This is a genomic window from Microtetraspora glauca, assembly GCF_040656155.1.
GTDB lineage: Bacteria > Actinomycetota > Actinomycetes > Streptosporangiales > Streptosporangiaceae > Microtetraspora > Microtetraspora glauca.
The window spans coordinates 106,374-132,974 of the sequence record NZ_JBFALK010000026.1; the positions used below are offsets into that span (position 1 = coordinate 106,374).

A 26,601-nucleotide genomic window follows, 5' to 3' on the forward strand; every position below is an offset into this window, starting at 1 on the left:
GAAGGTAGCCAACCAACTAGTTGGATGTCAACCAACTAGTTGGTGGCATGGTTCGGGGTTCCGGCCGTATCCTGGAGACCCGCCACGGCAGCACCTCCCGGGAAGAGGCCTCTTCAGATGTCACCCAAGGATTCGACCGCCGCGACCAGGACGGCCCTCCTTGACGCCGCCCGCGTCGAGTTTGCGGCGAAGGGCGTCGCCGGCGCGCGCGTCGACACCATCGCCGAGCGCGCGGGGGTGAACAAGGAGCGGATCTACGGCCACTTCGGCAACAAGGAGAAGCTGTTCGACGCCGTCATCGTCACCGCGCTCGACGAGCTCGCCGAGGCCGTGGCCATGCCCGGGAAGGACGCGGGCGACTACGTGGGGCGGCTGTTCGACTATTACCGCGACCATCCGGACCTGGTCCGGCTGCTCATGTGGGAGGCGCTGCACTACCGGGGCCAGGAACTGCTGCCCGGCCAGGAGTACCGGGTGGAGAAATGCGGCAGGAAGACCGCGTCACTGGCCGATGGGATGGGCCGCGCCCCGTCGCCGGAGGTCGCGCGCACACTGATGACGCTCGTCGGAATGGCCATATGGCCCACCGCGATGCCCCAGTTCGGCCGGATCTTCCTCGGCGAGGACGCGGCGGGCGACCACGAGGCGATGCGCGAGAGCCTCGTGAATCTCGTCCGCTCCGCCCTGGACTGACGGGACCCGGCCGGAGCCTTGAGCGGCGGGGTACATGGGCTCCGGCCGGGCGGTCCGATGGATCAGGACGCGGCGTGCCGCTCCAGGAACGCGTACACGTCGGCCTCGTCGACGCCGGGGAACGAGCCCGGCGGCAGGGCCGCGAGAACGTGGGAGTTCGCCCGCGCCGACGGCCAGGCGTAGCCCTCCCAGCGCTGGGCCAGCTCGGAGGGCGGCCGGCGGCAGCACTCGCCGTTCGGGCAGTTGGACCTGGTCCGGTTGGTCGTCTCCCTGCCGCGGAACCAGCGGGACTCGCGGAACGGCACACCCAGGGTGATCGCGTAGTCCTTGCCCTGGGACGGGTCCACGTGGGCCACGCAGAAGTACGTCCCCGTGGGCGAGTCGGAGTACTGGTAGTACACCGAGAACCGGTCGGGTGACAGGAACACCTGGCGGCCCGACCACTGCACGCACATCCGCTGGCCCTCGATGGCGCCCTGCTCGTCGGCGGGGAAGACGATGCCGTCGTTCTCGTACGCCTTGTAGATGATGCCTCCGGCGTTGTTGCGCACGAAGTGGCAGACGAGGTCGAGATGCCTGGTCGCCAGGTTGGTGAACCGGTGCGCCGCCATCTCGTACGAGACGGCGAAGACGTCACGCAGGTCCTCCACCGACAGCGCCCGGTCCTGCTTGGCCTCCCGCAGGTACGGCACGGCCGCCGCCTCCGGTACGAGCACGGCCGCGGCGAAGTAGTTCGCCTCCACCCGCTGGCGGAGGAAGTCGGCGAAGTCGCGCGGCTTGTGGTGCTGGAGCGCGAAGTGGCCGAGGGTCTGCAGGAGGACGGTGCGCGGGGTGTGCATGCCGAGTTGCTCGCGCTTGAGGTAGATCCGCCGGTTGCGCAGGTCCGTCACGGAGCGGGCGGAACGCGGCAGATCCTGCGCGGTGTGGACGGTGAACCCGAAGTGGGACACGAGCGCCTGCACGGTGCTCTCCGAGAGCGCGCCCGTGCGGTAGCCCACGGCGGCCAGCGACTCGGCGGCGGCGTTCTCGATCTCCTCGAAGTAGTTGCCCAGCTCACGCTGCTTGCGGCGCAGCTCGGCGTTGGCGGCCCGCGCCTCCTCGGGCGTCGCCGTCCCCTTGGCCTGGCGCGCCTTGAGCTCCTCGTACAGCCCGAGGATGTGCTCGAGCACGTCGTTGGTGACGCGGGCGGAGACCTTCAGCCTGCTCAGCCCGAGGCTCGCGTAGATCGGATCCCGCTGGGCCTCCTCAAGCGCGATCTCCAACTGGGCCCGCCGGTTGGGGGCCTGCCTGCGGAGCAGTTCCTCGACCGGCACGTTCAGCGCGGCGGCAAGGGACTTCAGCAGCGACAGCTTCGGCTCGCGCTTGCCGTTCTCCAGTAGGGAGAGCTGGCTCGGCGCGCGCCCGACGCGTTCCCCCAGCTCGGAGAGGGTCAGGCCACGCTGCTTGCGCAGATGCTTGAGCCGCTGACCGAAGGCGAGGAGATCGAGCTCCTGCGTCAAAGACAGCGGTTCTTCGCCAAGCAAGGATGCCATACCGCGATCATATGCGAAATTTCGTGATTTCTTCCACTCCGGGGCGTCGCAGAGCGTCCGCGGCTCCGCGCCGTACTGGTTCCATTGCCGCGAGACCCGTGCTCCGCGCTCGGCGGAGCCGCGCCGCCGGTGCGACTTCCGTTCCCTCGCGCGCCCCCGCGCCCCCTCGGCGCTCCTGCCGCCGCGAGCCCGGAGGGGCGACTGTCATTGGTCTAGTCCATAGAGAAAAGTCCGCGTTTCTTCTCTTCTGAATACCCGCCAGTATTCGTCCGGTCGAAAAATCTGCCGTCTTTCACAGCGATCTCGCCTTGCTGGAACTCCCGACATCGCCGCAAACTCGAACCAAGCACCCAGGTGACGACAGAACGCATCAAACAGGGCAAATGTCCTGTAGTGGGCGGCAGCAACAAGGGAGTGACGACAATGTCGGACCGGTTCAAGGCGGCCACGCAGCGGCTCCAGGACGACTGGGACACCAACCCCCGATGGAAGGACGTCCAGCGCACCTACACGGCGGAGGACGTGGTGCGGCTGCGCGGATCCGTCCAGGAGGAGCACACGCTGGCCCGGCTCGGCGCCGAGCGGCTGTGGCACCTGCTGCAGACCGAGGAGTACGTGCACTCCCTGGGCGCGCTCACCGGCAACCAGGCCGTGCAGCAGGTCAAGGCCGGCCTGAAGGCCATCTACCTGTCCGGCTGGCAGGTCGCCGCCGACGCCAACCTGGGCGGCCAGACGTACCCCGACCAGAGCCTCTACCCGGCCAACTCGGTGCCCGCGGTCGTGCGGCGCATCAACAACGCCCTGCTGCGGGCCGACCAGATCACCTGGTCCGAGGACGACGCGAACGCTCCCCACTGGCTGGCGCCGATCGTGGCCGACGCCGAGGCCGGGTTCGGCGGGGTGCTCAACGCGTTCGAGCTGATGAAGGGCATGATCGCCGCCGGAGCCGCGGGCGTGCACTGGGAGGACCAGCTCGCCTCGGAGAAGAAGTGCGGCCACCTGGGCGGCAAGGTGCTGATCCCCACCGCGCAGCACATCAAGACCCTCAACGCGGCCCGCCTCGCGGCCGACGTCTGCGGAGTCCCCTCGCTGATCGTCGCGCGGACCGACGCCCAGGCCGCGACGCTGCTGACCAGCGACGTGGACCCCCGCGACCAGTCGTTCTGCACCGGCGACCGCACCGCTGAGGGCTTCTACCGCGTCCGCAACGGCGTCGACGCCTGCGTCGCCCGCGGCCTGGCGTACGCGCCGTACTCCGACCTGCTCTGGATGGAGACCTCCACGCCCGACCTCGACGTGGCCCGCGCGTTCGCCGAGGCGATCAAGGCGCAGTACCCCGACCAGATGCTCGCCTACAACTGCTCGCCGTCGTTCAACTGGAAGCAGCACCTGGACGACTCCACGATCGCCAAGTTCCAGCGGGAACTCGGACACATGGGGTACAAGTTCCAGTTCATCACGCTCGCCGGCTTCCACTCGCTGAACTACTCGATGTTCGAGCTGGCCCGCGGCTACGCCGAGGACGGCATGAGCGCCTACGTCGAGCTGCAGGAAAAGGAGTTCGCGGCCGAGTCCCGCGGCTACACCGCCACCCGCCACCAGCGCGAGGTCGGCACCGGATACTTCGACCTGGTCAGCACGGCCATCGCGCCGGACTCCTCGACGACGGCCCTGAAGGGCTCGACCGAGGAGGAGCAGTTCGCGCAGGCTCACTAACCAGCGGGATCGGGTGACGTCCGCCTCCCTCCGGGGGCGGGCGGACCCGTACCAGGTCGATGAGAGGGCCCCGTCACGGCGCCGCAGGTCACCCCCGGGATCTGACGGCAGGTGACGGGGCCCTACTCACGTCTCTCAGGTGTTCACGGGGCGGGGACGGTCACGCGGCGGCGGTGTCGGAGCCTCCGGCCCGGACCTCGACGGCGTTGAGGAAGCGCGACACGTGCCGGAAGAAGATCCGCGCCTCGGGCACCACGTCGGCCAGGATCGGGAACACGTGCGGCATGCGGCGCCACTCCTCGTAGGTCACCGGGACGCCGTTCTCCCGCGCGCTCAGCGCGACCCGGCGGGCCTCGTTCCGCAGGATCTCGGTCGAGCCGGTCACGATCATGAGCGGAGGAATGCCCGTGTAGTCCCCGAACACCGGCGAGACCAGGGGGTCACGGCAGTCGAGGCCCTCCGTCCACTGCCGGGCGAGCCAGTCCACCCGGCCCGCGGGCAACATCGGATCCAGCCAGCGGTTGTCCTTGCGGCACCCGTCGGTCAGGTCGGTCCACGGCGACAGGCAGATGGCGGCGGAGGGCAGGGGAACGCCCCGGTCCCGCAGGGCCAGCAGCGTGGCGAGGGTCAGATGCCCGCCGGCCGAGTCCCCGGCCAGCAGCATGTCCTTCGCCGCGAAGCCCCGATCGAGCAGGCATTCGTACGCCTCGAGGGCGTCGCTGAGGGACTCGGCGAGGGAGTGGACCGGCCCCTGCCGGTAGTCGAGCGCGAGCACCGGGCGCCGGGTGGCCGCCGACAACCGCCAGGTGATGGGCCGGTGGGTGGCCGCCGAGCAGATGAAGTAGGCGCCGCCGTGGAAATAGAGCAGCACCTTGGTCTCGTCCAGGCCGGGGCCGCCTCGTACCCATTCTCCCGAGCAGCCGTTGAAGCTGGCCTGGACGGTGGAGGCCTCCGGCGGGAGACGTCCCGGCACCCATTGCCCGAGGCCGATCAACCTGCTGGCGAGGGCCATTCCGGCTGTGTGCCGCAGGAGGACGGCGGAGATGGGGCGGGCCGTACCCCGCATGATCCCGTTGAAAGCGGCGGCCTGCCAGCTGACGGGATAGCCGGGATGGATGTCGATATCGATCTCCGATTTCACGCTGACCTCCACTCCCGTCTGCTGGGATGATTGCCGCGGACTACCGCTCTTGCGGACGGAGACCACGCCGACCGGAAGGATTTCACTATATGTCGGGATATTCCGGAACCCCTCTGCCCAGAAAACTGGGGATCAAGCCCGGACACCGGGTGCTCATGATCAACTCCCCCTCAGGGCTCGGCATCGACGACCACGAAGGGCCGGAGCCGTACGACGTGATCCTGCTGTTCTGTCCGGACATGGCCACTCTTCTGGACGAGTTCCCCGGCGCCGCCGGGCGGCTCGCGAGGGACGGCGGGCTGTGGGTGTGCTGGCCCAAGAAATCCAGCGGCGTCGCGACGGACCTGTCCGGAGGCCCGGTCCGCGAATACGGCCTCGAGCGGGGACTGGTGGACAACAAGGTCTGCGCCGTCGACGAGACATGGTCGGGGCTGCGCTTCGTCTACCGGTTGGTCGATCGTTAAATCCGTTGCCCGCTCTCCAGCGGGACGCTAAGTTTCGTCGTTCGTGCCCACACTTCATCGGAGGTTCCTCACCGAATCGCACCTCTTATCCCTTTATGCCCAACTTGTGCGATATAGCTTCCGCAAGCACGCGACCTACTGGGGAGCCGCCGCAGCCGGGGCGTTCACCAACACGGTCTTCGGGGTCCTGCGGGCGTACGTGCTGATCGCCCTCTGGCAGGCCCGTCCCGCACTCGGCGGGTACGACGTCACCGACGCGGTGACCTTCTGCTTCCTCACCCAGGCGTACATCGGCCCGATGCAGGTCTTCGGCGGCGGCCTGGAGATCACCCAGCGCATCCGTACCGGCGACATCGCCCTCGACCTGGTGCGCCCGGCACCCCTTCTGCTGTGGAGCCTGTCGGAGGACCTGGGCCGTGCCGGGTTCCTCTTCTTCGTACGGAGCGTCCCGCCGACCATCGCCGGCGCGCTGCTGTTCGGGATCGGCTTCCCCGGCGAGGCGACCGTGTGGGCCGCGTTCGCGGTGAGCTTCGCGCTCGGTGTCGTCATCAGCTTCGGCTGGCGCTACATCGTCGCGCTGGCGACCTGCTGGCTGCGCGACGACCGGGGCCTCGCGGTCATGTCACTGGTCCTGACGACGTTCTTCAGCGGGCTGATGCTCCCCCTGGTCATCTTCCCGGGCTGGCTGGGCACGTTCGCCCGAGCCCTCCCCTGGTCGGCGATGGTCCAGGTCCCCGCCGACATCTATCTCGGCAAGGCCGACATCCCGGGCGCGCTGGGGTTCCAGGTGATGTGGGCCGCCGTCCTGCTCGGCCTGGGCGCCCTCCTGACCCGGGCGGCACGGCGGAAGGTGGTCGTCGATGGTGGGTGAGAGCCGATGCGCGTCTACCTCCTGCTGATCTGGACGTGGACCAGGGCGGCCGCGCGCTATCCCGTCTCGTTCACCCTCATGACCGTCGGCGGCTGCGTGACCGCCGGTCTGGACGTCGCGGTCATCTGGGTCATCTTCGCCAACACCACGGCGCTCGGCGGCCTCGGCCTGTCCGAGGTCATGTTCCTGTACGGCGCGGCGGGCCTGGCATTCTCGCTCGCCGACCTGCTGTTCAGCAACGCCGACCGGATCAGCCAGCACATCAGGGCGGGCACCTTCGACGCCATGCTGATCCGGCCGGTCGGGACCTTCGTCCAGATCACGGCCGACAGGTTCACCCCGCACCGCGCCGGCCGGGTGCTGCAGGCGGCGGTCGTCCTCGGGATCGGCCTGGCCCGGCTGGACGTGCCCGTGACCCGGGCCTGGATGATCCCCGTCATGGTCCTCTCGGGGCTGGTGATCTTCACGTCGATCTGGGCACTTGGCGGGGCGCTCCAGTTCCTGCTCACCGACGCTCCCGAGATCGCGAACGCCTTCACGTACGGCGGAGCGCAGCTCACGCAGTACCCCCTCAGCGTGTACGGCGCCGACCTCGTCCGGGGTGTCACCTACGTCCTGCCGCTGGCGTTCGTCAACTGGCAGCCCGGCCTGTACGTACTGGGCCGCGAGGATCCCCTCGGCCTGCCGTACTGGCTGCGTTTCCTCTCACCGGCCGCCGCGGCGGCGATGGCCGCCGTCGCGGCGCTCGCCTGGCGGTCCGGAGTCCGCCGCTACCGATCGACAGGGAGTTAGAGCAGATGATCGACGTCGACCGCATCGGCCGGTCGTTCCGCGTCCGCGGCACGACCGTGCACGCCGTGCGCGACCTGTCCTTCCGCGTCGGGGCCGGGGAGTTCGTCGGCTACCTGGGCCCGAACGGCGCGGGCAAGTCCACCACGATCAAAATGCTGACCGGCATCCTCGCGCCGACCTCGGGCCGGGTCACCGTCGCCGGGCTGGACCCGTCCCGGCGCCGTACGGCGCTCGCCCGCGAGATCGGCGTGGTGTTCGGGCAGCGCACGACCCTGTGGTGGGACCTCCCGCTGCGGGACAGTTTCGAACTGGTCCGGCTCCTTTACAAAGTAGATCGAGCCAGGTTCCGGGAGCGGCTCGACGAGATGACCACACGGCTCGGGCTGGGCGACTTCCTCGGAACGCCGGTCCGCCAGCTCAGCCTCGGCCAGCGCATGCGCGGCGACATCACCGCCGCGCTCCTGCACGACCCGTCGGTCCTCGTGCTGGACGAGCCGACGATCGGGCTCGACATCGTCAGCAAGGCCGAAGTCCGCGCGTTCCTGCGCGAGCTCAACACCGAGCACGGGACGACCGTCCTGCTGACCACGCACGACCTCGGCGACATCGAACGGCTGTGCCGCAGGGTGATGCTGATCGACCACGGGCGGCTGGCCTTCGACGGCACGGTGGACGAGCTGCGCGCGACGGTGCCGGGCGAGACGTCCATCGAGGACGTCGTCGCCCACCTCTATCTCAGTAGCCCTGCTCCTCGAACTCGTCCTCATCATCCTGGGGAGGACCCGCCCATCGCGACGGCATGAGCACCGGCAGGAAGAGGGCCACGCCCAGCATGCCGTACACGCCGGTGGAGAGGAGGGCGAGCATGCCGTGCCCCGCCTGGACGACCTCCTTGTGGAGGGACGTCGCGGTCGGGGCCAGGCCGGCCGCGCGGCTGACGTCGAGCGCGTAGACGACGGTCCACGCGAGCAGCGCCATCGACGGCACGAACGCCGCGAGCGGGGACATCCGGCCGACCAGCACCAGGCCGAGCAGCAGTCCCACGACGGCCAGCACACCGAAGGCGATGAGAATCCGGGAGTCCCTGAAGGGCTCGATGTTCTGGGCCGCGCCGCGCACCGCCTCCTGGGCGGCCCAGCCGCCCCCGAAGAGAAGGGCCGCCGCAAGAAGCACGCCGACGAGCAACCCGAAGAAGTGCCGCATGACCACCACCTCGTGTGGGAGCGCCCTGAGGGGGGGGTGCGGGCGCCCCGCGGTTGGCGGCAACATTAGCGACAAAATCCTCAAAACCGCATACGCCCGTCCTGACTGGCGTCAGGACGTGACGTCGCGCGAGGTGAACCGCGCCCAGGCGAGCGAACCGGAGATCACGATGTAGCCGGCGAAGACCAGTAGCCCCGTCCCCATGCGCCCGGTGTCCATGGGCGCGCGAAGCACCCCGTCGAACGCGTTCCACCACGACGTCAACAGGAACGGCCGGAGGGCCGAAAGCTGCGGGATCGCGACCAGGACCTCCGACACCACGACGAGCACCACGGTCGCGGAGATCGCGCCGATCGGATTCTCGGTCAGCGTCGAGAACAGCAGCGCCAGCGCGCCGAGCGCCGCCATCCCCGCCGACGCGTACAGCACGGCCACCCCGGCACGCAGCAGGCCCTCGGCGAAGGGGACCGTCGTGCCGGACAGCAGCGTGACCGGCCCGGACGGGAACAGCACCAAGCCCGCGACCAGCGCGGACACCGCGACCAGTGTGCACGCGGCCAGGCAGAAGAGCAGCACGTTCGCGTACTTCAGCGCCAGCAGCCTGCCGCGTCCGGCCGGGGCGGTGAGCAGGTATCTCAGCGTCCCCTGGCTCGCCTCGCCCGCCACGGCGTCGCCCGCCACCACCGAGACCGCCAGCGGCAGGATCAGCGGCAGCATGACGAAGAACGCGGCGAAGGTGAGGACGAGGCCGTTGCCCGCCACCTGGGCGACGATCGACTCGGTCACGCCGTCCCCGGCCACCAGGCGCACCGCCACCCCGATCAGGATCGGCACGATGGCGAGCACCCCGAGCATGGCCAGGTGCCGTGGCCTGCGGAAGGTCAGCGCCGCCTCGGCTCCGAGCAGCCGCGCCGCCGCCCGGAGACGCCCCGGCCCCCGGTCCGGTACGGCTCCCGCCCGGTCCGGCGTCTGGTCCGGCGGGGTCAGTACCGCCGTCGACGGTCGACGTGCGCGATCCGACGGTTCATGATTCGACATCGAAACCCTCCCCGGTGAGGCGGACGTAGACGTCCTCCAGGCTGGGCCGCACCACCGCGAAGCCCCGTACGGCGACACCCTCACGGACGAGCGCGGCGCAGATCCGCTCCGGGGCGGCGTCCCCCAGCGCGGCCGTGGCCACCCCGTCGGCGTGGACCGCGCCCGCCAGGCCGAGCCCGGCGAGTACGGCCACCGCCTCGCCCGCGTCGGGCGTCTCGACCCGGATCGCGGGCGCGGTACCCGCGCGCAGCTCCGTGATCGGCGCCTGGGCGACGAGCCGCCCGGTGCGCATGACACCGACGTGGGTACACATCTGCTCCACCTCGGACAGCAGGTGGGAGGACACGAACACCGTGGTCCCGTCCGCCGCCACCTCCTTGATCAGCGCGCGTACCTCCCTGGTGCCCTGGGGGTCGAGGCCGTTGGTCGGCTCGTCGAGGACGAGCAGGTCCCTGGGCCCCAGCAGGGTCGCCGCGATGGCCAGGCGGTGGCGCATGCCGAGGGAGTAGGCCCGGTACCGCTTGCCGGCCGCGGCCCCGAGCCCCACCCGGTCGAGCGCCTCGCCGACACGGCGCCGCACCGTACGCGGGTCCGAGCGGGGATCGGCCGCGTCGAACCGGCGCAGGTTGGCCTCGCCCGTGAGGTAGGGATAGAAGGCGGGCCCCTCGACGAGGGCACCGACCCGCGGCAGCGCCCTGGAGATCCCCGCGGGTATGGGCTCGCCGAGCACCGAGCAGGCGCCCGACGTCGGGGTGACCAGCCCGAGAAGCATCCGGATCGTGGTCGTCTTGCCCGAACCGTTCGGCCCGAGGAAGCCGAAGACCGCCCCGCGCGGGACGACCAGATCGAGGTCGTCCACGGCCACCTGACCGCCGCGGAACCGCTTGGTCAGCCCGGTCGTGACGATCGCGTTCTCAGCGGTGCTCTCGCCAGTGCTCTCAGTCGCGCGGTCCGTCACGATCCCTGTCGCGTTCCCTGTCACGTTCTCATCGGTGGGGGGCGGGGGCGCCGCGCTGGGCGCCCCCGCCTTCGTCGCCGGGCTCATCCCGCCGACCGTCCCGCCGCGTGCCTCACCGGAGACCGTCGCGCGTGGCTCACTTCTGCCCCGCCGCGGCGTAGAGGACCTCGGGGGTGACCGCGCCTGCGACCAGTCGCCCGTCGTCCGTGAGCAGCACCGTGACGAGCTTCGTCCGGATCAGGCGTCCGCTCCCCCACTCCCCGCTCACCGGCGTCGCCGACTTCAGCAGGCCGTCCGCGAGCGATGCCGCGCCGTCCGCCGAATCACGCCAGGACTTCTCCTTGCCGGTCGTCTCAGCGGTCGGCTCACCGGTCGTCTTGCCCGTCGTCCCGGCCGGGTCCTGCCCGAAGCCCTTGGGGACGGACGCGACGAGCACCCGGTCCCAGCCTTCGCCGACCACGCGCGGCGCGTCGGCCTCGTGCTCGTCCTTCCCGTGCGGTAGCCGCGTGAAGGACGGCACCGCCGCCTCCTCGACCTTCGCCCCCGGCGGGGGTGTGAAGGTGAAGTTCTCCGGTGCCGGCGGGGAGAAGGTCACGGTGTCGAAGCCCACCTCGAACGCCGGCTCGGCGGTCCCCTTGGCGTACACCTGGACGCGCAGCGGGATGAAGGTCTCCCCGTCGATCGCCAGCCGCACGTCCTTGATCAGCGAGCCGCCGTCCGTGGGCGTCAGCACGACCTCGTAGGCGGCGCGGCCCGCGACCGTCGCGTCCTTCCCGACGGTGATCCGGGTGTTCCCTCCGGCCGCCTTGAGCGCCTCCTCCGCCGCCTGCTGCGGGGTGATCGCGCTCGGGAACGGCGAGGCGTCCGGCCTGCCGGCGGCCGGTCCCCCCTTGACCCTGGTGGCCGTGTTGGCGGCGCTGTCCCACCACCACACCTGGTCACCGTTCACGACGAGATCGCTCTCGCTCATCTCGCCGGGCAGCATCAGCCGCATCCGCTCGGGCCCGCCGTACCAGACCTTGGCCTGGTGGGAGCCGGCCAGCAAAGAGAAGGGCGAGGCGCCGCCGCCCATGTTCGGCAGGGAGGGCAGGCCCAGGGACGCGGTCTCCACGATCGTCCCCGACATCGGCCGCACCGTGCCCGACTGCCACGTCCGCGCGGCGTCGGCGAGCAGTTCCTGCGCCGTACGCTCCGGCAGGGACGGGTCGCCCTGGACTGCCGCGATCACCGGCCCGGCCGCCGCGACCCCGGCCACCACCGCGACGGCGACGATCGGCACTCCCCACTTCACCGCACGTGCTCCATTCCGCATGTCATGCCTCCACTCTGGTGAATCGCCCGGCGTTCCGCGCGAAACGGGTGAAACGGATGAAATTCACCGGGTCCGCTCGACGGGCCCGATGTCCGTAGCCTGCGCGACCGAACCTGAGCCGACGCTGAGACGAGCTGAGAGGGCTCTCAGCCAGGTCTCAGGCAACAGGCGCCAAGATGGGGCAATGCGGGTTCTGGTGGTCGAAGACGAACGAAGGATGGCGGCTGCCCTGAAAAGGGGCCTGCAGGCCGAGGGATTCGCGGTCGATCTCGCCCATGACGGCGAGGACGGCCTGCACTGTGCCCGTACGGGCGAGTACGACGTGGTCGTGCTCGACATCATGTTGCCCAAGCTGTCCGGTTACAACGTGTGCAAGCGGCTGCGCGCGGAGGAGAACTGGGTGCCGATCCTGATGTTGTCGGCCAAGGACGGCGAGTACGACATGGCCGACGGGCTCGACCTCGGCGCGGACGACTACCTGGCCAAGCCGTTCTCGTACGTGGTGCTCGTGGCCCGGCTGCGCGCGCTGCTGCGGCGCGGTGGCGGGCGGCGGCCCGCCGTGCTGCGGTCGGGCGATCTCTCCCTCGATCCGGCCCGCCGCCTGGTCGCGCGCGGGGAGACCGCCGTCGAGCTGACGCCCCGCGAGTTCTCGCTGCTGGAGTTCCTGATGCGGCGGCACGACGAGGTCGTGTCCAAGACGGAGATCCTCGAACACGTGTGGGACACCTACGACACCGATCCGAACGTGGTCGAGGTGTACGTCGGGTACCTCCGGCGCAAGATCGACACCCCGTTCGGCAGGAACGCGCTCCAGACGGTGCGCGGCGCCGGATACCGGCTGGTCAGCGATGGCGGCTGAGCCGCCGCCCCGGACCGGCCCCGGGCGGTTCCCCGCCGGATGGTGGCGGCGCAGGAGCCTGCGGTTCCGGCTCACCGCGACCGCCTCGGCAATCCTGGCCCTCGCCCTGGCCGTGTCCGCGTACGTGTTCGTCGGCGTCCTCGGCAGGGCGCTGGCCGGGACGATCGACGACGAGGTGTACCAGCGCGCCCGCGAGGTGGTCGCGCTGGCCGACGCCGGGCGGCTCGGCGACCAGATCGTCACGACGGACAACACGATCGTCCAGGTGCTCGACGCCACCGGGCGGATCGTCAACGCCACGCCGAACACCGATCGGCTGGTCCCGCTGCTCGGCTGGAAGCAGCGGGAGACGGCCATGCGCTCGGGGACGCCCCTGTTCCTGGACGGCAGGCCGTACGGGATCCCCGGCCCGCTGCGGGCGCGGGTCCTCAGCGCCGACGCGGGCCGCACCGTCGTCGCCGCACGATCCTTCAAGGAGGTCCAGAGCAGCCTGGAGACCACCGGGCACGTGCTGATCGTCGGGACGCCGCTGCTGCTCGTGCTGCTCGCGGCGGCGTCCTGGCTGGTCATCGGCCGGACCCTGCGGCCGATCGCGCTACTGCGCAGGGGCGCGGCCGAGATCAGCGGGACGGCCCGCGCGCGGCGGCTCCCGGTGCCCGAGGCGCGGGACGAGGTGCACTCCCTCGCCACCACGCTGAACGACATGCTGGCCCGGCTGGAGGTGGCCGACGCCCGGCAGCGCGCCCTCATCTCCGACGCCTCCCACGAGCTGCGCAGCCCGCTGGCCAGCATCCGGCTGCAACTGGAGGTCGCGCTCAGCCACCCCGAGGGCCAGGAGTGGCGGGAGACCGCCGAGGGCGTGCTCGAGGACACGATGCGGCTGTCCCGGCTGGCCGAGGACCTGCTGGCGCTGGCCCGCCTCGACGAGGGGCGGCCCGCCCGCCGCGAGCCGGTCGATCTGACCGCGCTGGCCGGACGGGCCGCCGAACGGCACGGCGTCACCGGCGAACTCGCCCCAGGGATCACCGTGTACGGCGACGCCCTCGATCTCGGACGGGTCCTCACCAACCTGGTCGCCAACGCCGTACGGCATGCCACCTCGACGGTGGTCGTCGGGCTGCGCTCGGAGGAGAGCGCCGCAGGGGACGCGGGAGGGGGCATGGCGGTGCTGACCGTGACCGACGACGGGCCGGGCATCCCGGCGGAGGACAGGGAGCGGGTCTTCGACCGGTTCACCCGCCTGGACAGCGCCAGAAGCCGGGACGACGGCGGCGCCGGACTCGGTCTCGCCATCGTTCGCGAGACCGTGCGGGCCCACGGCGGGAGCGTCCATCTGGAGGACGCCGCGCCGGGCCTGCGCGCCGTCGTCCGGCTGCCCCTCGCGGCGTCCGGACGGGCGTCGCGACCGGCCCCGGGGCCGCAGGCAGGACCGGGGGCAACCGCCGGACGCGCCACCCGGGGAGGGCTCGGGTAAAGGCTCCGCCTCGGTCGCCGGGCCGCACCGCCCGCACAGCCCGGCGTTGTATACGTTATGTATCCGAGTGACCACAAATAGTGTGCGGGGGCGTGGCTCATGTCGTGCGTTCATGAAAGGCCGCGTGACCGGTCGCGCGGGTGGTTGCGGTGTGCCGCGGCGGCGGTCCTGGCGCTCGCCGGCGTCGGTTGCGGCACCGAGCCGGTCACGCCCGAGTACTACCCCACCACCGAGGGCGCCAACACGCAGGTCGGCGAGATCAAGATCAGGAACGCGTCCATCGTCGGCCCCGCTCCGACCGCCCAGGATCGGGCGGGCGCCTCCGTTCCTGTCTACTTCTCGCTGATCAACGCGGGGAAGACGGAGGACAGCCTGGTCCAGATAACCGCCGAGGGCGTGGCCAAGACGGTGGACATGTCGAAACCCGAGATCCCGATACCCGTGCTGCAACTCGTCTGGGTGGGCACCGGCCCGTTCACCGTGACCCTGCGCGACCTGGAGCGGCCGCTCACCGTCGGCCAGTACGTCACCCTGCGGATGCGTTTCAGGAAGGCCGGCGCGGTGACGGTGCGGGACGTCCCGGTCCAGATGGCCTCCGTCGCCACGACGCTTCCCAGCCCGCCTCTCGTGAGCCCGTCGCCGTCAGGTTGACTCCGGTCGCGAAGGGTAGTCCCGTTTCATGACATACCAGGGCAGCGAGCCACACGAGGGGGCGCAGTCCGACCTCGTCGTCAACGCCGCGACGCGCCTGTTCGCCGCCCTCGGTTACGACGGCACGACCCTCCACCACATCGCCGAGGCGTCGGGGCTCGATCTGGCCACGCTCGGCACGGTCGCCGGAAGCAAGCGGGACATCTACCTCGCGGTGCTCGACCTCGCCTTCCGGCGGCACCGCGCCATGCTGGAGGAGTCCGTACGGGAGTTCCGCGAGACCGGGTCCGTGCACGCGCTGCTGGAGAGGTATCTCGACTTCTGCCTGGAGTACCCGGACAACCTCGCGCTCTGGATGCATCGCTGGCTCGCCGACGCGGTCGACGTCACCGACTTCGAGCAGCGGTACGTCCAGCCGGTCATCGTCGTGGTCGGCGACCTGTTGCGGGACTCGCTCGCCCGGTGCGACTCCGATGTGGACATCGACATCGAATTCAGCATCTGGACCGTGATCTGGTGCGCCCACGGGTTCGTTCGCGGTGGCTTCATCGGCCCCGACGGCCTGCTGCGCCGAGCCTCGGATCCCCAGACGCTGCGCCGGTTCCGCCGGCACATGCACCGGCTGTGGCACCGCCAGCTCTGTCTCCCCGGGGAGCCGCCCGCCGAGTACCTTCTCTAGCATCGGAATTCCCCTCCGCTCTCCGTCCCCCAAGGAGATCTGATGCTTCCCGAGTACGGCCGGCCGGTTCATGAGCTGCTCGACGAGCTGGCCGAGCTGAAGGCCGGTGACCTGCCCGTCCGAGGCGGCAAGGTGACCGCGTACGTGTACGACACCGGCCGCCCCGAGATCCACGACGCCGCGCACCGGGTGTACGCCGAGATGCTCGAGGTGAACATGCTCGACCCGACGGCGTTCCCGAGCATGGTGGCGCTGGAGAAGCAGGTGGTCGGCGCGGTGGCGGACCTGCTCGGCGGCGACGGGTCCACCCTGGGCATCTTCACCAGCGGCGGCACCGAGTCGATCATGCTGGCGGTGAAGGCGGCCCGCGACCACTGGCGCGCGAAGAGAGCGGGCGCGGGGCCGGGCGAGGGGACGAGCGGAGACAGCGGCGTCCCGCAGCTCGTGCTCCCGGTGACCGCGCATCCCGCGTTCCACAAGGCCGCTCACTATCTGGGCGTGGAGGTCGTCCCCGTACCGGTGGACCCGGTGACGTTCCGCGTCTCCGTGCCCGCGGTCGAAGCCGCGATCGGTGACCGGACGATCCTCGTCGTGGTCTCCGCGCCGTCCTATCCGCAGGGCGTGATCGACCCCGTCGCGGAGGTCGCCGCGCTCGCCTCGTCCCGGGGCGTGCCCTGCCACGTGGACGCCTGCGTGGGCGGCTGGCTGCTTCCGTGGCTGCGCGAGGCGGGGGCGGAGATCCCCGCGTTCGACCTGAGCGTTCCCGGTGTCACGTCGCTCTCCTGCGACCTGCACAAGTTCGGCTACGCGCCGAAGGGCGCCTCCGTCCTGCTCTTCAGGGACGAGGAACTGCGCCGCCGCGCCTACTTCGCGTCCGCCGCCTGGCCCGGATACACGATCATCAACGCCACCGTGCAGAGCTCGCGCTCCGCCGGCCCGCTCGGCGGGGCGTGGGCGACCCTCCAGTCACTCGGCCGGGACGGCTATCTGGAGCTGGGCCGTACGACCCTGGAGGCGACCCGGCGGCTGGTCGAGGGCGTGGCGGCGATCCCCGGCCTGCGGGTCCTCGGCCGTCCCGAGTCCTCGCTCGTCGCCATCGCGGCCGAGCCTGACGGCGGGATCGACGTGTTCGTGCTGGCCGACGAGGCGCGCAGGCGCGGCTGGTTCCTCCAGCCGCAGCTCTCGTACGCCAGGATCCCGGCCAACATCCACATCACCGTCACCGGCGTCACGCTGCTCGGCGTCGACGCCATGCTGGAGGTGATCGCCGAGTCCGCGGAGGCGGCGCGGCGGTCAGGCCCCGCCGTGGTGCCGGACGGCCTGCCGGAGCTCATCGCCTCGATCGACCTGGACGCGCTCGACGACGCCACCTTCGCCGAGATGGCCGCGGCGGTCGGCATCGAGCTCGGCGGCGAGGGTCCGAAGGAGATGGCCGTCGTGAACGCCGTCCTGGACGCGCTGCCCGCCGAGGTCCGGGAGGCGGTGCTCGTCCGGTTCCTGGCCGGCATCTACTCCTGATCACCCTGCCCTCCCGGGGGGCCGGCGGGTCAGGCGCGCAGGCGCTCGACGACGTCCAGGGTGGCGCGGGCGCTCGCCGCGTCGTGGACGCGGAAGACCCGGGCCCCCTGGAGTGCGGAGACGGCGAGCGTGGCGAGGGTCCCGGCGTGGCGCTCCTCGACGGGCAGGCCGCCGAGCGTCTCACCGACGAAGTCCTTGTTGGACACGGCCACCAGCACCGGCCAGCCGGTGGCCACCATCTCGTCCAGACGGCGGCTGATCTCCAGGGAGTGCCAGGTGTTCTTTCCGAAGTCGTGGGCCGGGTCGATCAGGACCGCGTCCTCGCGCACGCCTGCCGAGACCGCCTTCTCCGCCAGCCCCGTGGTGTAGTCGATCACATCGGCCACCACGTCCGCGTACGCGATGCGATGCGGACGGGTCCGCGGCTCGACCCGTCCGGCGTGCGCGCAGACGAGTCCGACGCCGTGCCGGGCGGCGACCTCGGCGAGACCGGGATCGACCCCGCCCCATGTGTCGTTGAGCAGGTCCGCGCCCGCCTCGGCGACGACCTCTCCGACCTCGGACCGCCAGGTGTCCACGCTGATGATCACGTCGGGGTGGCGGGCCCGGACCGCGGCCACCAGGTCGGCGACCCGGCGGATCTCCTCCGCCGGGTCCACGTCGTCACCCGGCCCGGCCTTGACGCCCCCGATGTCGACGATGTCCGCCCCCTCGTCGATCAGGCGGGAGGCCGCGTCGAGCGCCGCGCGGAACCCGAACGTCGCCCCCCTGTCGAAGAACGAGTCGGGTGTGCGGTTGACCACCGCCATGATCGCGTAGTCACCGGGGCCGAAGGCCCGGCCGCGAAGCCGCAGAGTAGACATCCCGGCCAGATTACCTCTGCGACCTGAATAAGCGATCAATACGGATCCGGGATTTGGAGCGCTCCAAAACTAGGCGGCGGAGCCGCCCTCCGCGAGGGCGAGAAAGTCCTGGGCCATGGCCGGGAGCCTGCGCCGGGCGTGGACCACCGCGATGACCTTCTTCAGCGCAGGGCTCAGGGAACGGACCTCCAGGCCGGCCCGGGCCGCGGGCTCCGCCATCGCGCGGTACCAGAGCAGGTGCACGCCCGCCTCCCGCACCGTGTCCAGCCAGCCCGTCCGGTCGTCGGACTCGGCCGCGACGACGGGCCGGACGCCGTACGTCGTGAAAATGTGGTCGAACTCCCTGCGGCGCGGGCTACCGGCGGTGGGCAGCAGCAGGCGCATGCCGGTCAACCGGGCCAGCGGCACGGGCTCGGGAAGGCCGGATCCGGGAGGTGAGATCAACACGATCTCCTGCCGCTCGACCGGATGGGTCACCAGATCGGTGGGCACCGGCAGGTCGGTCAGACCGAGATCGGCGCGCTGCTCGCGCACGGCGCTGACCACGCTGTCACGCCCGTCGCACCGCACGATGTGCACGCGGATGCCCGGATGCTCCGCAGCGTAGGCGGGCAGCAGCCGCCCGGCGAGGCCGGGCTCCAGGCTCGGCGTGGAGGCGATGCGCAGCTCGGCCCCGGCCGCGTGCGTGTTCGCCGCCAGCGACTCGATCTCATGGACGGCGTCGAGCGCCTCGCGGGCCAGCTTGACCACCCTGCGTCCCTGCGCCGTCACGACGACGCCCCGCCCCGAGCGCGCGAAGAGGGTCATGCCCAGCTCGCGTTCCAGGTCCCGGATCGCGCGGGACAGTGCGGGTTGCGCGATGTAAAGAGACCGGGCCGCGTCGGTCATGGTGCGGTGCTCCGCAGTCGCGACCACATAACGGAGCTGCTGCAGATTCATGCGAGAAAAGCTAGGGCAGAAAGGCCCGGCTATTCCGGAACATCGCAGAGATCACCTCGGGCGATTACCCTCCGCTCCCGCTTACTGCGACATCCGTGACAGGTGTGAAATCAGTATGGTTTTGCCCCATATCCGGAAAAGGGGGCAAAACTTTGGCGACGCAGTACCCTCCACCGCCGCCTCAGCGCGGGAATCCGTACCCGGGGCAACCCTCGGGGTTCCCGCCGCCACCACCTCCAGGCACGCAGGGCGCGCCCTATCCGCCGCCCCCGCCTCAGGCTCCGCCGCAGGGTCCGCCACAGGGATCGCCGTACGGGCCGCCACAGGGTCCGCCGTACGGAGCGCCACCGGGAGCGCCCCGCGGGATGCCGCCGGGGCCGGGAATGCCACCGGGGCCGCCGCCGGGGATGCCCCAGCCGCCTCCACCGCCCGGTCACCCGCAAGGCCCGCAGGGCTGGTCCCCCCAACCGCCGCATCCGAACCCGCCGTACCCGCCGGGTCCCCAGCGACCCACCGGCCCGTACGGGCCGCCACGCTACACGCCGCCCACCTGGCAGCCGCGGAAGAAGAAGTCGGGTGCCGGCGCGATCGTCGGCGGACTGCTGGGCGTGATGGCACTCGCCCTCGTGGTCCTCTTCGTCGGCGCCGCGCTGCTCAAGAAGTCCGGGCACGAGAGCTCGACCACGCCCATCGCGCTGCCGACGTTCACCTACTCGCCTCCGCCGCACGACGAGCCGACCTCTCCCCCGACCACCCGACCCACGTCACGGCCGACGTCACGGCCGACCTCACAGCCGACGTCACGGCCGACGTCAGGGCCCACCTCGGAGCCGGTGCGGCAGGTCAACAAGAGCCTGAAGGCCAACAGCCTCTACCTCGCCGGCACCCTGCCGACGACGCGATGCCCGGCGGGGAACGCGAACATCTACAACCACGCCCAGTTCAAGGCGCTGATCCTGAAGACCGGGAAGTGCATGGGGAACGCGTGGGGACCCGCCCTGGACCGCGTCGGGATCACCTGGCAGGCACCCGGGTACATGATCGCCGCCCGCAAGGGGCGCGGCGCGTGCGGCGACTATCCGTCTCCCGGAAGCAACGTGCCGTACTACTGCCCGCGCAACAGCACGATCTACGCCTCGACGTCCGCCATGACCAAGGAGTACGGCTCGCTGGGCAACTGGCACGGCCTCATCATCAGCATGATGGCCCACGAGTACGGCCATCACATCCAGAACCTCACCGGCATCTCCGACCAGTGGTGGAGCCACTACCTCGCGACCTCGTCGAAGAACACGCGGCTGGCTCTGACGCGCCGGCACGAACTCCAGGCGACCTGCTTCGGCGGCATGTTCATGCGGTCCGTGGCGGCCAGCTACCCGATCAGCGCGGCCCAGCGCAACTCGCTGCTGTGGGCCTACAACCATCTCGGCGACCCACCCGGCGGGCCACGCGATCACGGCAGCACCGCCAGTAACTACGGGTGGTTCCGGCAGGGATACATGCGCCAGAAGGCCTACCAGTGCAACACCTGGGCCGTCGGTGCGTCCTCGGTCTCATAGTCCCTTATTTGGCTTCTGTCAGCCTTGTAGGGATATGGGGCTAGAATCCGTCGTCAATTCCTGCAACTTCAGATACCGGGCATTTGCCGTCGAGACGGGAGCGGTTGACCATGCGCCGTGGGGACGCCATGGACGAGGCCGGCGACGGTCCGGAGGGACCGTCACAACCGCGCCCCCGGAGACGCCCCGCTGGAAACGCCCAGCGGGGGGCCGGGAACTCCGAGCGCGGGACGGACAACTCACGTCGCGGCACCGGAACCCCCGGACGGGAGACGGGCGGCTCCCAGCGCGACACGGCGAACCCCAGGCGGGAGGCGGGGCGGCGCGAGCAGAAGCCGGGCGGCCCCGCACGAGAGCAGGGCACACCCGGACGGGAGCCGGGTGGTCCCGGTCGGGAGCCGGGTGGTCCCGGTCGGGAGACGGGCCGGGAACCGGGGCGTCCGGCGCGCAGGCCGCGGGCCTCCCAGCAGGACGCCGGACCCGCCGGTCGCGGAACCGGAGAACCGCAGCCCCCGGCCCCGCCGCGTAGCGGCGAGGCTCCGCCGCGCGGGGCCGGGAGCGCGCCCCGCAGGGGTGACGGGCCTCCCGGCAACGGCAAGAGCAACGGAAAGGGTCAGGGCGCCCAGCGCAACGGCGACGGTCCGCCGCGTAGGGCCGACGGCCCACAGAACGCGCCCCGTGCCCCCCAGGGCAAGGGAGGGGGGCCGCGATACGGGAAGCCGGTGACCACCAGGTCCCTCATCGGCTGGACCGCCCTGTCGGCGATCATCCCCGGAGCGGCCCATCTGCGGGCGGGCAAGCGCCGTACCGGCTTCATCCTGCTGGCCGTCTTCGGCGCGATCCTGATCGCGGCGGTGGCCTACGGCGTGCAGTTCCTGTGGAACGCCGGCGCGGCGCTCCGGCCGAGCACCCTGACCACGATCACGATCGCGTCGGGGGCATGCGCCCTCGCCTGGTTCGGCCTGATCGCCATGTCGTACATGGCGCTCCGCCCGGACCGCCTGCCCCGCAAGGGGCAGATCGTCTCCGGCATCGTCGTCGGCGTGCTGTGCGTCTCGGTGATGGCCCCGTTCGCGCTGACCGCGAGCACCGTCAACACCGCGAACGACTTCCTGGACGACGTCTTCGTGCCCAACCCGGGCGGCCCGAGCCCCTCCCCGATCAGGGCGGAGGACCCCTGGAACGGGCGCAAGAGGGTGAACTTCCTCCTCATCGGCGCGGACGCCGCGGGCAACCGCGAGGGCGTGCGCACCGACTCGATGACCGTCGCCAGCGTCAACCTCGCCACCGGCAACACCGTCCTGTTCAGTCTGCCGCGCAACCTGCAGTACGTGCGGTTCCCCGCGAGCAGCCCGATGCACAAGCAGTTCCCCAACGGGTTCAACGCCGAAGGCCAGGGCCTGCTGAACGCCGTCTGGTACTACGCCGACAACAACCCGCAGCTCATGGGCGGCAAGAACCGGGGCCCCGAGGCGCTGAAGGACGCGATCGGCTACACGCTCGGCCTGAACATCGACTACTACGCGATGGTCGACATGTTCGGTTTCGCGCGGTTGGTCGACGCCATCGGCGGGCTCCGCATCCGGGTCGAGCAGGACATCAAGTGGGGCGGCCACTACGGCACCGCCGGCACCATCAAGGCGGGCTACCGCACGCTGAACGGCGAGGAGGTCCTCTGGTACGGCCGCTCGCGGGTGAACAGCGACGACTTCTCCCGGATGGCCCGCCAGCGCTGCGTGATCGGCGCGCTCGCCCAGCAGGCCAGCCCGGCCACGGTGCTCGCCAACTTCAACAAGATCGCCGCCGCCGCGCGGCACATGTTCCGCACCGACATCCCGCGCGACCTCCTGGAGCACCTGGTCCCGCTCGGCCTGAAGGTGAAGGACGCCAAGATCACCAGCCTGCAGTTCGTGCCGCCCGTCATCTACACCGGCAACCCCGACTGGGCCAAGATCCGCAAGCTGAGCCTGAACGCCATCCGCGAGTCCGTGGCGGACAGCCGTACGTCGGCCGCGGGTGTCACCGCGAGCCCGAGCGGCACCGGCGTCTCGGCTTCCGGCTCGCCGGGCGCGAGCGTGTCGGCCAGCCCGTCGGTGGGCGCGTCGGCGAGCAGGCCGGCCCACACGGCCACCCCCACACCCAACGACAAGGCCGCGAAGTCGCTCTCGGAGCTCTGCGGGTTCTGAGGGATCGCCGGACATGATGGAGGTATGAAGGCACCCGTCTGGATCGTGTCCGGACCTCCCGGGGCGGGCAAGTCGACGGTCTGTTCGGCGCTTCTGCGCCGATTGGACCCCGTGCCCGCCCTGCTGGACAAGGACACGGTCTACGGGACCTTCGTCGAGGCCACTCTCGCCGCGTACGGCAAGCCGCCCGGCGAGCGGGAGGGCCCGTGGTACGACGAGCACGTCAAGCGGCACGAGTACGACGGTCTGACCGCGACCGCGCACGAGATCCGCGCGCACGGCTGCCCGGTGATGCTCAGCGGGCCGTTCACCTCACAGGTGCACGACGCCGACCGTTGGCGGCACTGGGTCGCCGAACTGGGCGGCCCTCCGGTCCGTCTCCTGTGGGTCCGCTCGGACGGCCCCACCCTGCGCAGGCGGCTGACCGAGCGTGGGCTGGACAGGGACGGCCAGAAGCTCGACCGGTTCGAGGAGTATCTCCGGGCCATTCGTGTGAACGAGCCTCCGGCCGTGCCGTACATCGAGATCGACAACCGCCTCGGCGCCCCGCCGATCACGGACCAGCTGCGCCGGGCGGCGATCCGTTAGCGAGGCGCCGCCCTCCCTGGACGCGGCCGCGCCGGACCGGACCATGCCCAGCCGAACACCGCACGCTGCCTCGCCCAACACGTCGCCGTGCTGTACAGGACTTCCCCGCACAGGAGTCGACGGCGCTGGACGTGGCCGCTCGGGACTTGCTCGGGACTTAGTCGTACTGGACTGTGTCGCATGAGCCCGGACAGGGATGCGCCGGTCCCGCCCGGGGCCGCGGCGGCCCGGTCACGCCCCCGCTTGCTGGTGGAACTCCAGCCGATCATGTGAGGTCGGCGAGTCGTATCAGAACGTTGTGACGATGACGCGGGTTGTGACGATGACGCGGACTGCACGGCACGGGCCTGCGCGCCACCGGGTTGTTTCGGGCAGGGCTGCCCTGATTAGGGCTGTGCCCTCCCTGCCGTCGAGGGACGGGGAGGGCACAGCGTCGTCGCGAGGCAGAGGATCAGTTCAGCCGCTTGAGGTATCCGTTGGCGACCAGCCAGCTCACCGGCAATTCCGCCGGCGTCTGGGGCGCCTCGGGAATGTGCTTGCTGAGCAGGTGGTACTGCGTCCCGACCCCTTGCTGCTGGAACGCCGAGGCGGCCGGTCCGGCATCGGCCTTGAACGGCTTGATCACCTCGTAGGCGTGGTAGTTGCACACATGCTGCGGGTCGCCTGCGAAGGTGTTGAGATTGCTCGGCGGAAGAGAACGCCGGACGTACGGCGTGCCGTACGGCGCGAGGAAGGAACCGTTCTCGCCGCCGAACCGGTCGAGCCTCGTGCCCACGGGAAGGGCCGTAGCGGAGATCAGTGGCCTACCGTTGGTGTACCCGCCGGAGTGGGCGAATCCGAAGTCCGGCGGATAGCGCCACCCGTTGTCCGTGTCGTTCCAGTAGCGGTAGACGAACGCCAGCGGCGGCAGCCCGCCGAGAGGCACGTAGCCCCGGAGAATCCGGGCGATCCATCCTTGACGCGGGAGGTACAGCGGGCCGAGGTTCGGATTTCCCTGGACGTACGGCGGGCCGCAGACCTGTCCCACGGCGGTCGGTGCCTGCGCGGCCACCGGCGCCGGAGTGGGAGTACTCTCCGGCCGCGGCAGAGCGGATGGCCGGGTGCCCACGACCGAGGAGGTGGCCTCGGCCTGGGCCGGGACACCCATGAGTGCCGCTGCGACCAGGGCGAGCGCCGCTACCAGCGGCGCACGTCGAGAAAAACCTTGCACAGATTCTCCTGAAAGGACTCGCGTGGAGCTTTACCGGACATGTCGGCTTCGAATCGCAAATCCACCATGACGACATGGAGAATGCGCAGGACGTCACAGGTGTTTACTGTCGAAGCGACGGGACCGTGAGTACCCGCACATTGATCAGGAGCATCGCAAGGAAATTACCAGAGCGTCAAAAATGAGCGCGACAAACAGCGATATTCCGGTGATGCCGTAAATACCCCTTGATGACATGGGGTGTTCAGAGACTTTTGCACTCCACGCTTGTGAGGCATTAGTCCGCATAGTTTCCACTACCGCAGGAGTCGAAACACCCGCCTGACGCCACGGACACAATCTGGAAGTGATTCGGATTGACGGGCGTCCGAGATCGGACCGATGTCCGGCATTGAGGATCCGCTTCTCGGCAGTAAGTCCGTCCTGGGGAACTCAAGGAGGAGACCCCGCTCGGAGTGCTCATTGACACCCGCATTCACGACCGAGCGAAAGCGTGGCCCACTTGAACGACATCCCCAGAGCGTGCTCCGACACCACCCGGAGCGGATCACCTTGCCGCCTCACGCCGGCATCGTCTTCTCGCACCACCGCCGTCGTTCCACGCCGATACCTGGCGGGAACGCACCAAACGTACAAGCAGGGACCGGATTACGGCGAAGGCGCCTCCAACCGTCAGGGAGCGCAGCGTTCCCGCCGCCCATCGGAGGGAGTCGCCGACCACAGCCATTGCCGGGCGGACCACAACGGCATCGCACCCCCTCTGGGACCACCCCACACCTTTGCCAATAGACCCGGACATCTGTGTTCCGCGAAGAACATATTCCGGAATTTCAGCCGATCAAATATTGGATCCTTCGAGGAGAACATCGAGAGGCACACAACAGAACGAGGCGAAAGGGCATGCCAAAGCCTCGCACCATCAATGGACATTTACGATTTAACCGAACTCCCCGGGCCGACAAGCACTCGGAATGGGATCAATCCATTTAAACAAGAGCCATGGGGTGCCAATCGGCAAGCAGAAAGATAACACTTATCGGACACCTTCCACCAATCCGCAACCATCCCTCACAATGGAAATATCACACAATTTCATATCCGATCAAAGCGCCAACTTCCTCGCGAAATTCATTGCGAATGAACGTTCGAGTATGACATCATTCATATACGCGTTCGAATATCGGGAGGGGTGAGCGTGGCGGAGTTCTTCGGGTCGTTGGAGTTCTTTTCGCGGAACGAGCGCCCTTCTCGCGTCGGTTCGCATGGCTCCGAGTGGGAGCAGGTCGCCTCGTGGGCCAAGGCCTGGATGTCGGAGGGCAGTTCAGCCCTTGCTCCCGACGCGAACTGCGGTGACGCGGCTTCCGGGGCCGCCCGATTCCATGGCTCACGCTCGAACGCTGCGGGTTCGACCGGCATCCAGCCCGGCGTAGCCGAGCCTCTCGGAGCCATGCCTTGCCGTGCCGAGCCTCGCTGTGCTCAGCCTGGCTGTGCTCATCATGGCTGTACCGAGCCCGATGACGCTGAACCTCGTGGCCCCAACCCGAACGATGCCGGTTGGAGCAGCACCGGGCCTCATGGAAGCAAGCCCGATGGCACCGGAATGCGTAGCGGAGCGAGTAGCTCCGGTCCGTTCGACGCCGGTTCGAAAGGCACCGAGCCTGTTGGAGTTGAGCCTCGCAGAGCCGAGCCCGATGCTGGCGGTGCCGGATCGTGTAGGCCAAGTCTGAACGAGGCCGGTCGGAACAGCGCCGAACCACATGAGGCCCAGCCCCGTGGGGCCGAGCCGCATAGAGCCGATCCGCATGGAACCCAGCCCCGTGGGGTCGACTCTGATAGTGCCGGTGCCGGATCATGTGACCTCCACCTGGAGGGGGCCGGCTGGAGCAGCGCTGAGCTTGGTGGAGCTGAGCTTGGTGGAGCTGAGCTTGGTGGAGCTGAGCCCCGTGGGGCCGGGTCCGATGCTGGTGGATCTCCTGGCCCAGGCCTGAACGGCGGCGGTTCGGACGGCCGTTCTGCGGGTCGGGTGTCGTGGCCGTTGGTGGCGTCGGTCCGGGAGATGGCGTCCGCTCTGGCACTCGCGGTGGTGCCGGAGTCCGCGGGGGTGTGTCTGGCCGAGGTAGAGGATCTGTTGTTCGCGCGGGATCGGCTGGTTTCGGCGGTCGCGGCGCGGGTGGAGCGGGTCCACGCCGCTGGTGAGGCCAGGGCGCATGGGCATGCGTCGACGAAGTTGTGGTTGCGTACGGCGGCGGGGATGAGCGCGGCGGGGGCGGGGCGGTTGGTCGCGCTCGCGGTCGAGCTGGCTCGTCTGCCTGTGGTTCGGGCTCGGTTCGCTGACGGCAGTCTGGCGGAGGGGTA

24 protein-coding genes are annotated in these 26,601 nt (G+C 70.0%); 15 read left to right on the forward strand and 9 right to left on the reverse strand.

Annotated features, from left to right (window positions below; translation table 11 throughout):
• Nucleotides 1-117 precede the first annotated feature (117 nt).
• On the forward strand, nt 118-693 hold the full coding sequence (locus AB0I59_RS36170; protein ID WP_061259588.1) for a TetR/AcrR family transcriptional regulator: 576 nt from the start codon (nt 118-120) through the stop codon (nt 691-693).
• Between the two features lie 62 nt (nt 694-755).
• Here the strand turns inward: AB0I59_RS36170 and AB0I59_RS36175 are convergent, their stop codons facing one another.
• Nucleotides 756-2,225 carry an XRE family transcriptional regulator gene (locus AB0I59_RS36175; RefSeq protein ID WP_061259589.1) on the reverse strand — a complete coding sequence of 490 codons (1,470 nt, stop codon included), beginning with the start codon at nt 2,223-2,225 and terminating at the stop codon, nt 756-758.
• A 423-nt stretch (nt 2,226-2,648) separates the two neighbouring features.
• On the opposite strand from AB0I59_RS36175, the gene aceA reads away from it, so the two are divergent.
• Nucleotides 2,649-3,941, forward strand: coding sequence for an isocitrate lyase (gene aceA / locus AB0I59_RS36180; protein WP_061259590.1), 1,293 nt, complete (start codon nt 2,649-2,651; stop codon nt 3,939-3,941).
• Nucleotides 3,942-4,101: 160 nt separating this feature from the next.
• Here aceA and AB0I59_RS36185 read toward each other — a convergent pair whose 3' ends face one another.
• Nucleotides 4,102-5,082 (reverse strand): alpha/beta hydrolase fold domain-containing protein, encoded by a 981-nt coding sequence (locus AB0I59_RS36185; RefSeq protein WP_061259591.1) that lies wholly within the window; start codon nt 5,080-5,082, stop codon nt 4,102-4,104.
• 89 nt (nt 5,083-5,171) lie between these two features.
• Between AB0I59_RS36185 and AB0I59_RS36190 the strand changes: the two genes are divergently transcribed.
• The 4 genes from AB0I59_RS36190 (at nt 5,172) to AB0I59_RS36205 (ending at nt 8,012) form a co-directional block, all read left to right on the forward strand.
• Complete coding sequence (locus AB0I59_RS36190) at nt 5,172-5,546, forward strand: hypothetical protein (RefSeq protein ID WP_228643933.1); 375 nt, start codon at nt 5,172-5,174, stop codon at nt 5,544-5,546.
• A 106-nt stretch (nt 5,547-5,652) separates the two neighbouring features.
• Nucleotides 5,653-6,417 (forward strand): ABC transporter permease, encoded by a 765-nt coding sequence (locus AB0I59_RS36195; protein WP_358140278.1) that lies wholly within the window; start codon nt 5,653-5,655, stop codon nt 6,415-6,417.
• Between the two features lie 6 nt (nt 6,418-6,423).
• The gene (locus tag AB0I59_RS36200) at nt 6,424-7,209 is read left to right on the forward strand and encodes an ABC transporter permease (protein WP_358140281.1); all 786 of its coding nucleotides are present in this window, start codon (nt 6,424-6,426) and stop codon (nt 7,207-7,209) included.
• Nucleotides 7,210-7,214: 5 nt separating this feature from the next.
• Nucleotides 7,215-8,012 carry an ABC transporter ATP-binding protein gene (locus AB0I59_RS36205; RefSeq protein WP_358140284.1) on the forward strand — a complete coding sequence of 266 codons (798 nt, stop codon included), beginning with the start codon at nt 7,215-7,217 and terminating at the stop codon, nt 8,010-8,012.
• On the opposite strand, the gene AB0I59_RS36210 is transcribed toward AB0I59_RS36205, so the two are convergent.
• The 4 genes from AB0I59_RS36210 to AB0I59_RS36225 form a co-directional block, all read right to left on the reverse strand.
• Nucleotides 7,945-8,412, reverse strand: a complete 468-nt coding sequence (locus AB0I59_RS36210; protein WP_061259594.1) for a hypothetical protein — start codon at nt 8,410-8,412, stop codon at nt 7,945-7,947. The two genes, AB0I59_RS36205 and AB0I59_RS36210, sit on opposite strands and share 68 nt — an antisense overlap.
• Before the next feature lie 111 nt (nt 8,413-8,523).
• Complete coding sequence (locus AB0I59_RS36215; protein WP_358140289.1) at nt 8,524-9,450, reverse strand: ABC transporter permease; 927 nt, start codon at nt 9,448-9,450, stop codon at nt 8,524-8,526.
• Nucleotides 9,437-10,495 (reverse strand): ABC transporter ATP-binding protein, encoded by a 1,059-nt coding sequence (locus AB0I59_RS36220; protein ID WP_358140292.1) that lies wholly within the window; start codon nt 10,493-10,495, stop codon nt 9,437-9,439. Before AB0I59_RS36220 ends, AB0I59_RS36215 begins: the two co-directional genes overlap by 14 nt.
• Before the next feature lie 49 nt (nt 10,496-10,544).
• Complete coding sequence (locus AB0I59_RS36225; protein WP_358140295.1) at nt 10,545-11,699, reverse strand: LolA family protein; 1,155 nt, start codon at nt 11,697-11,699, stop codon at nt 10,545-10,547.
• Between the two features lie 205 nt (nt 11,700-11,904).
• Here AB0I59_RS36225 and AB0I59_RS36230 point away from each other — a divergent pair, with 205 nt between their 5' ends.
• The 5 genes from AB0I59_RS36230 (at nt 11,905) to AB0I59_RS36250 (ending at nt 16,901) form a co-directional block, all read left to right on the forward strand.
• Nucleotides 11,905-12,579: a response regulator transcription factor gene (locus AB0I59_RS36230; protein ID WP_061259597.1), complete on the forward strand. Its 675-nt coding sequence runs from the start codon at nt 11,905-11,907 to the stop codon at nt 12,577-12,579.
• On the forward strand, nt 12,569-14,053 hold the full coding sequence (locus tag AB0I59_RS36235) for a sensor histidine kinase (RefSeq protein ID WP_358140298.1): 1,485 nt from the start codon (nt 12,569-12,571) through the stop codon (nt 14,051-14,053). Before AB0I59_RS36230 ends, AB0I59_RS36235 begins: the two co-directional genes overlap by 11 nt.
• 99 nt (nt 14,054-14,152) lie before the next feature.
• Nucleotides 14,153-14,704: a copper chaperone PCu(A)C domain-containing protein gene (locus AB0I59_RS36240; protein ID WP_082777410.1), complete on the forward strand. Its 552-nt coding sequence runs from the start codon at nt 14,153-14,155 to the stop codon at nt 14,702-14,704.
• 28 nt (nt 14,705-14,732) lie between these two features.
• The gene (locus AB0I59_RS36245) at nt 14,733-15,383 is read left to right on the forward strand and encodes a TetR/AcrR family transcriptional regulator (RefSeq protein WP_061259599.1); all 651 of its coding nucleotides are present in this window, start codon (nt 14,733-14,735) and stop codon (nt 15,381-15,383) included.
• A gap of 42 nt (nt 15,384-15,425) precedes the next feature.
• Entirely contained in the window at nt 15,426-16,901 is a 1,476-nt protein-coding gene (locus AB0I59_RS36250; RefSeq protein WP_358140301.1) for a pyridoxal phosphate-dependent decarboxylase family protein, read from the forward strand.
• Nucleotides 16,902-16,930: 29 nt separating this feature from the next.
• Here the strand turns inward: AB0I59_RS36250 and folP are convergent, their stop codons facing one another.
• Nucleotides 16,931-17,764: a dihydropteroate synthase gene (gene folP, locus AB0I59_RS36255; RefSeq protein WP_228643960.1), complete on the reverse strand. Its 834-nt coding sequence runs from the start codon at nt 17,762-17,764 to the stop codon at nt 16,931-16,933.
• 69 nt (nt 17,765-17,833) lie between these two features.
• The gene (locus tag AB0I59_RS36260) at nt 17,834-18,703 is read right to left on the reverse strand and encodes a LysR family transcriptional regulator (protein ID WP_061259601.1); all 870 of its coding nucleotides are present in this window, start codon (nt 18,701-18,703) and stop codon (nt 17,834-17,836) included.
• 407 nt (nt 18,704-19,110) lie between these two features.
• Here AB0I59_RS36260 and AB0I59_RS36265 point away from each other — a divergent pair, with 407 nt between their 5' ends.
• From AB0I59_RS36265 to AB0I59_RS36275, 3 genes are all read left to right on the forward strand, one after another.
• On the forward strand, nt 19,111-20,262 hold the full coding sequence (locus AB0I59_RS36265; RefSeq protein ID WP_358140305.1) for a neutral zinc metallopeptidase: 1,152 nt from the start codon (nt 19,111-19,113) through the stop codon (nt 20,260-20,262).
• A 722-nt stretch (nt 20,263-20,984) separates the two neighbouring features.
• A complete protein-coding gene (locus AB0I59_RS36270; protein WP_358140308.1) occupies nt 20,985-22,448 on the forward strand; it encodes an LCP family protein in 1,464 nt (487 codons plus the stop codon).
• Nucleotides 22,449-22,472: 24 nt separating this feature from the next.
• A complete protein-coding gene (locus AB0I59_RS36275; RefSeq protein ID WP_061259603.1) occupies nt 22,473-23,036 on the forward strand; it encodes a P-loop nucleotide/nucleoside kinase family protein in 564 nt (187 codons plus the stop codon).
• Between the two features lie 451 nt (nt 23,037-23,487).
• Here AB0I59_RS36275 and AB0I59_RS36280 read toward each other — a convergent pair whose 3' ends face one another.
• Complete coding sequence (locus AB0I59_RS36280; RefSeq protein WP_358140311.1) at nt 23,488-24,246, reverse strand: TNT domain-containing protein; 759 nt, start codon at nt 24,244-24,246, stop codon at nt 23,488-23,490.
• A gap of 2,056 nt (nt 24,247-26,302) precedes the next feature.
• Between AB0I59_RS36280 and AB0I59_RS36285 the strand changes: the two genes are divergently transcribed.
• Nucleotides 26,303-26,601 (forward strand): hypothetical protein (locus AB0I59_RS36285; protein WP_358140314.1); only part of this gene is annotated, 299 nt, incomplete at its 3' end.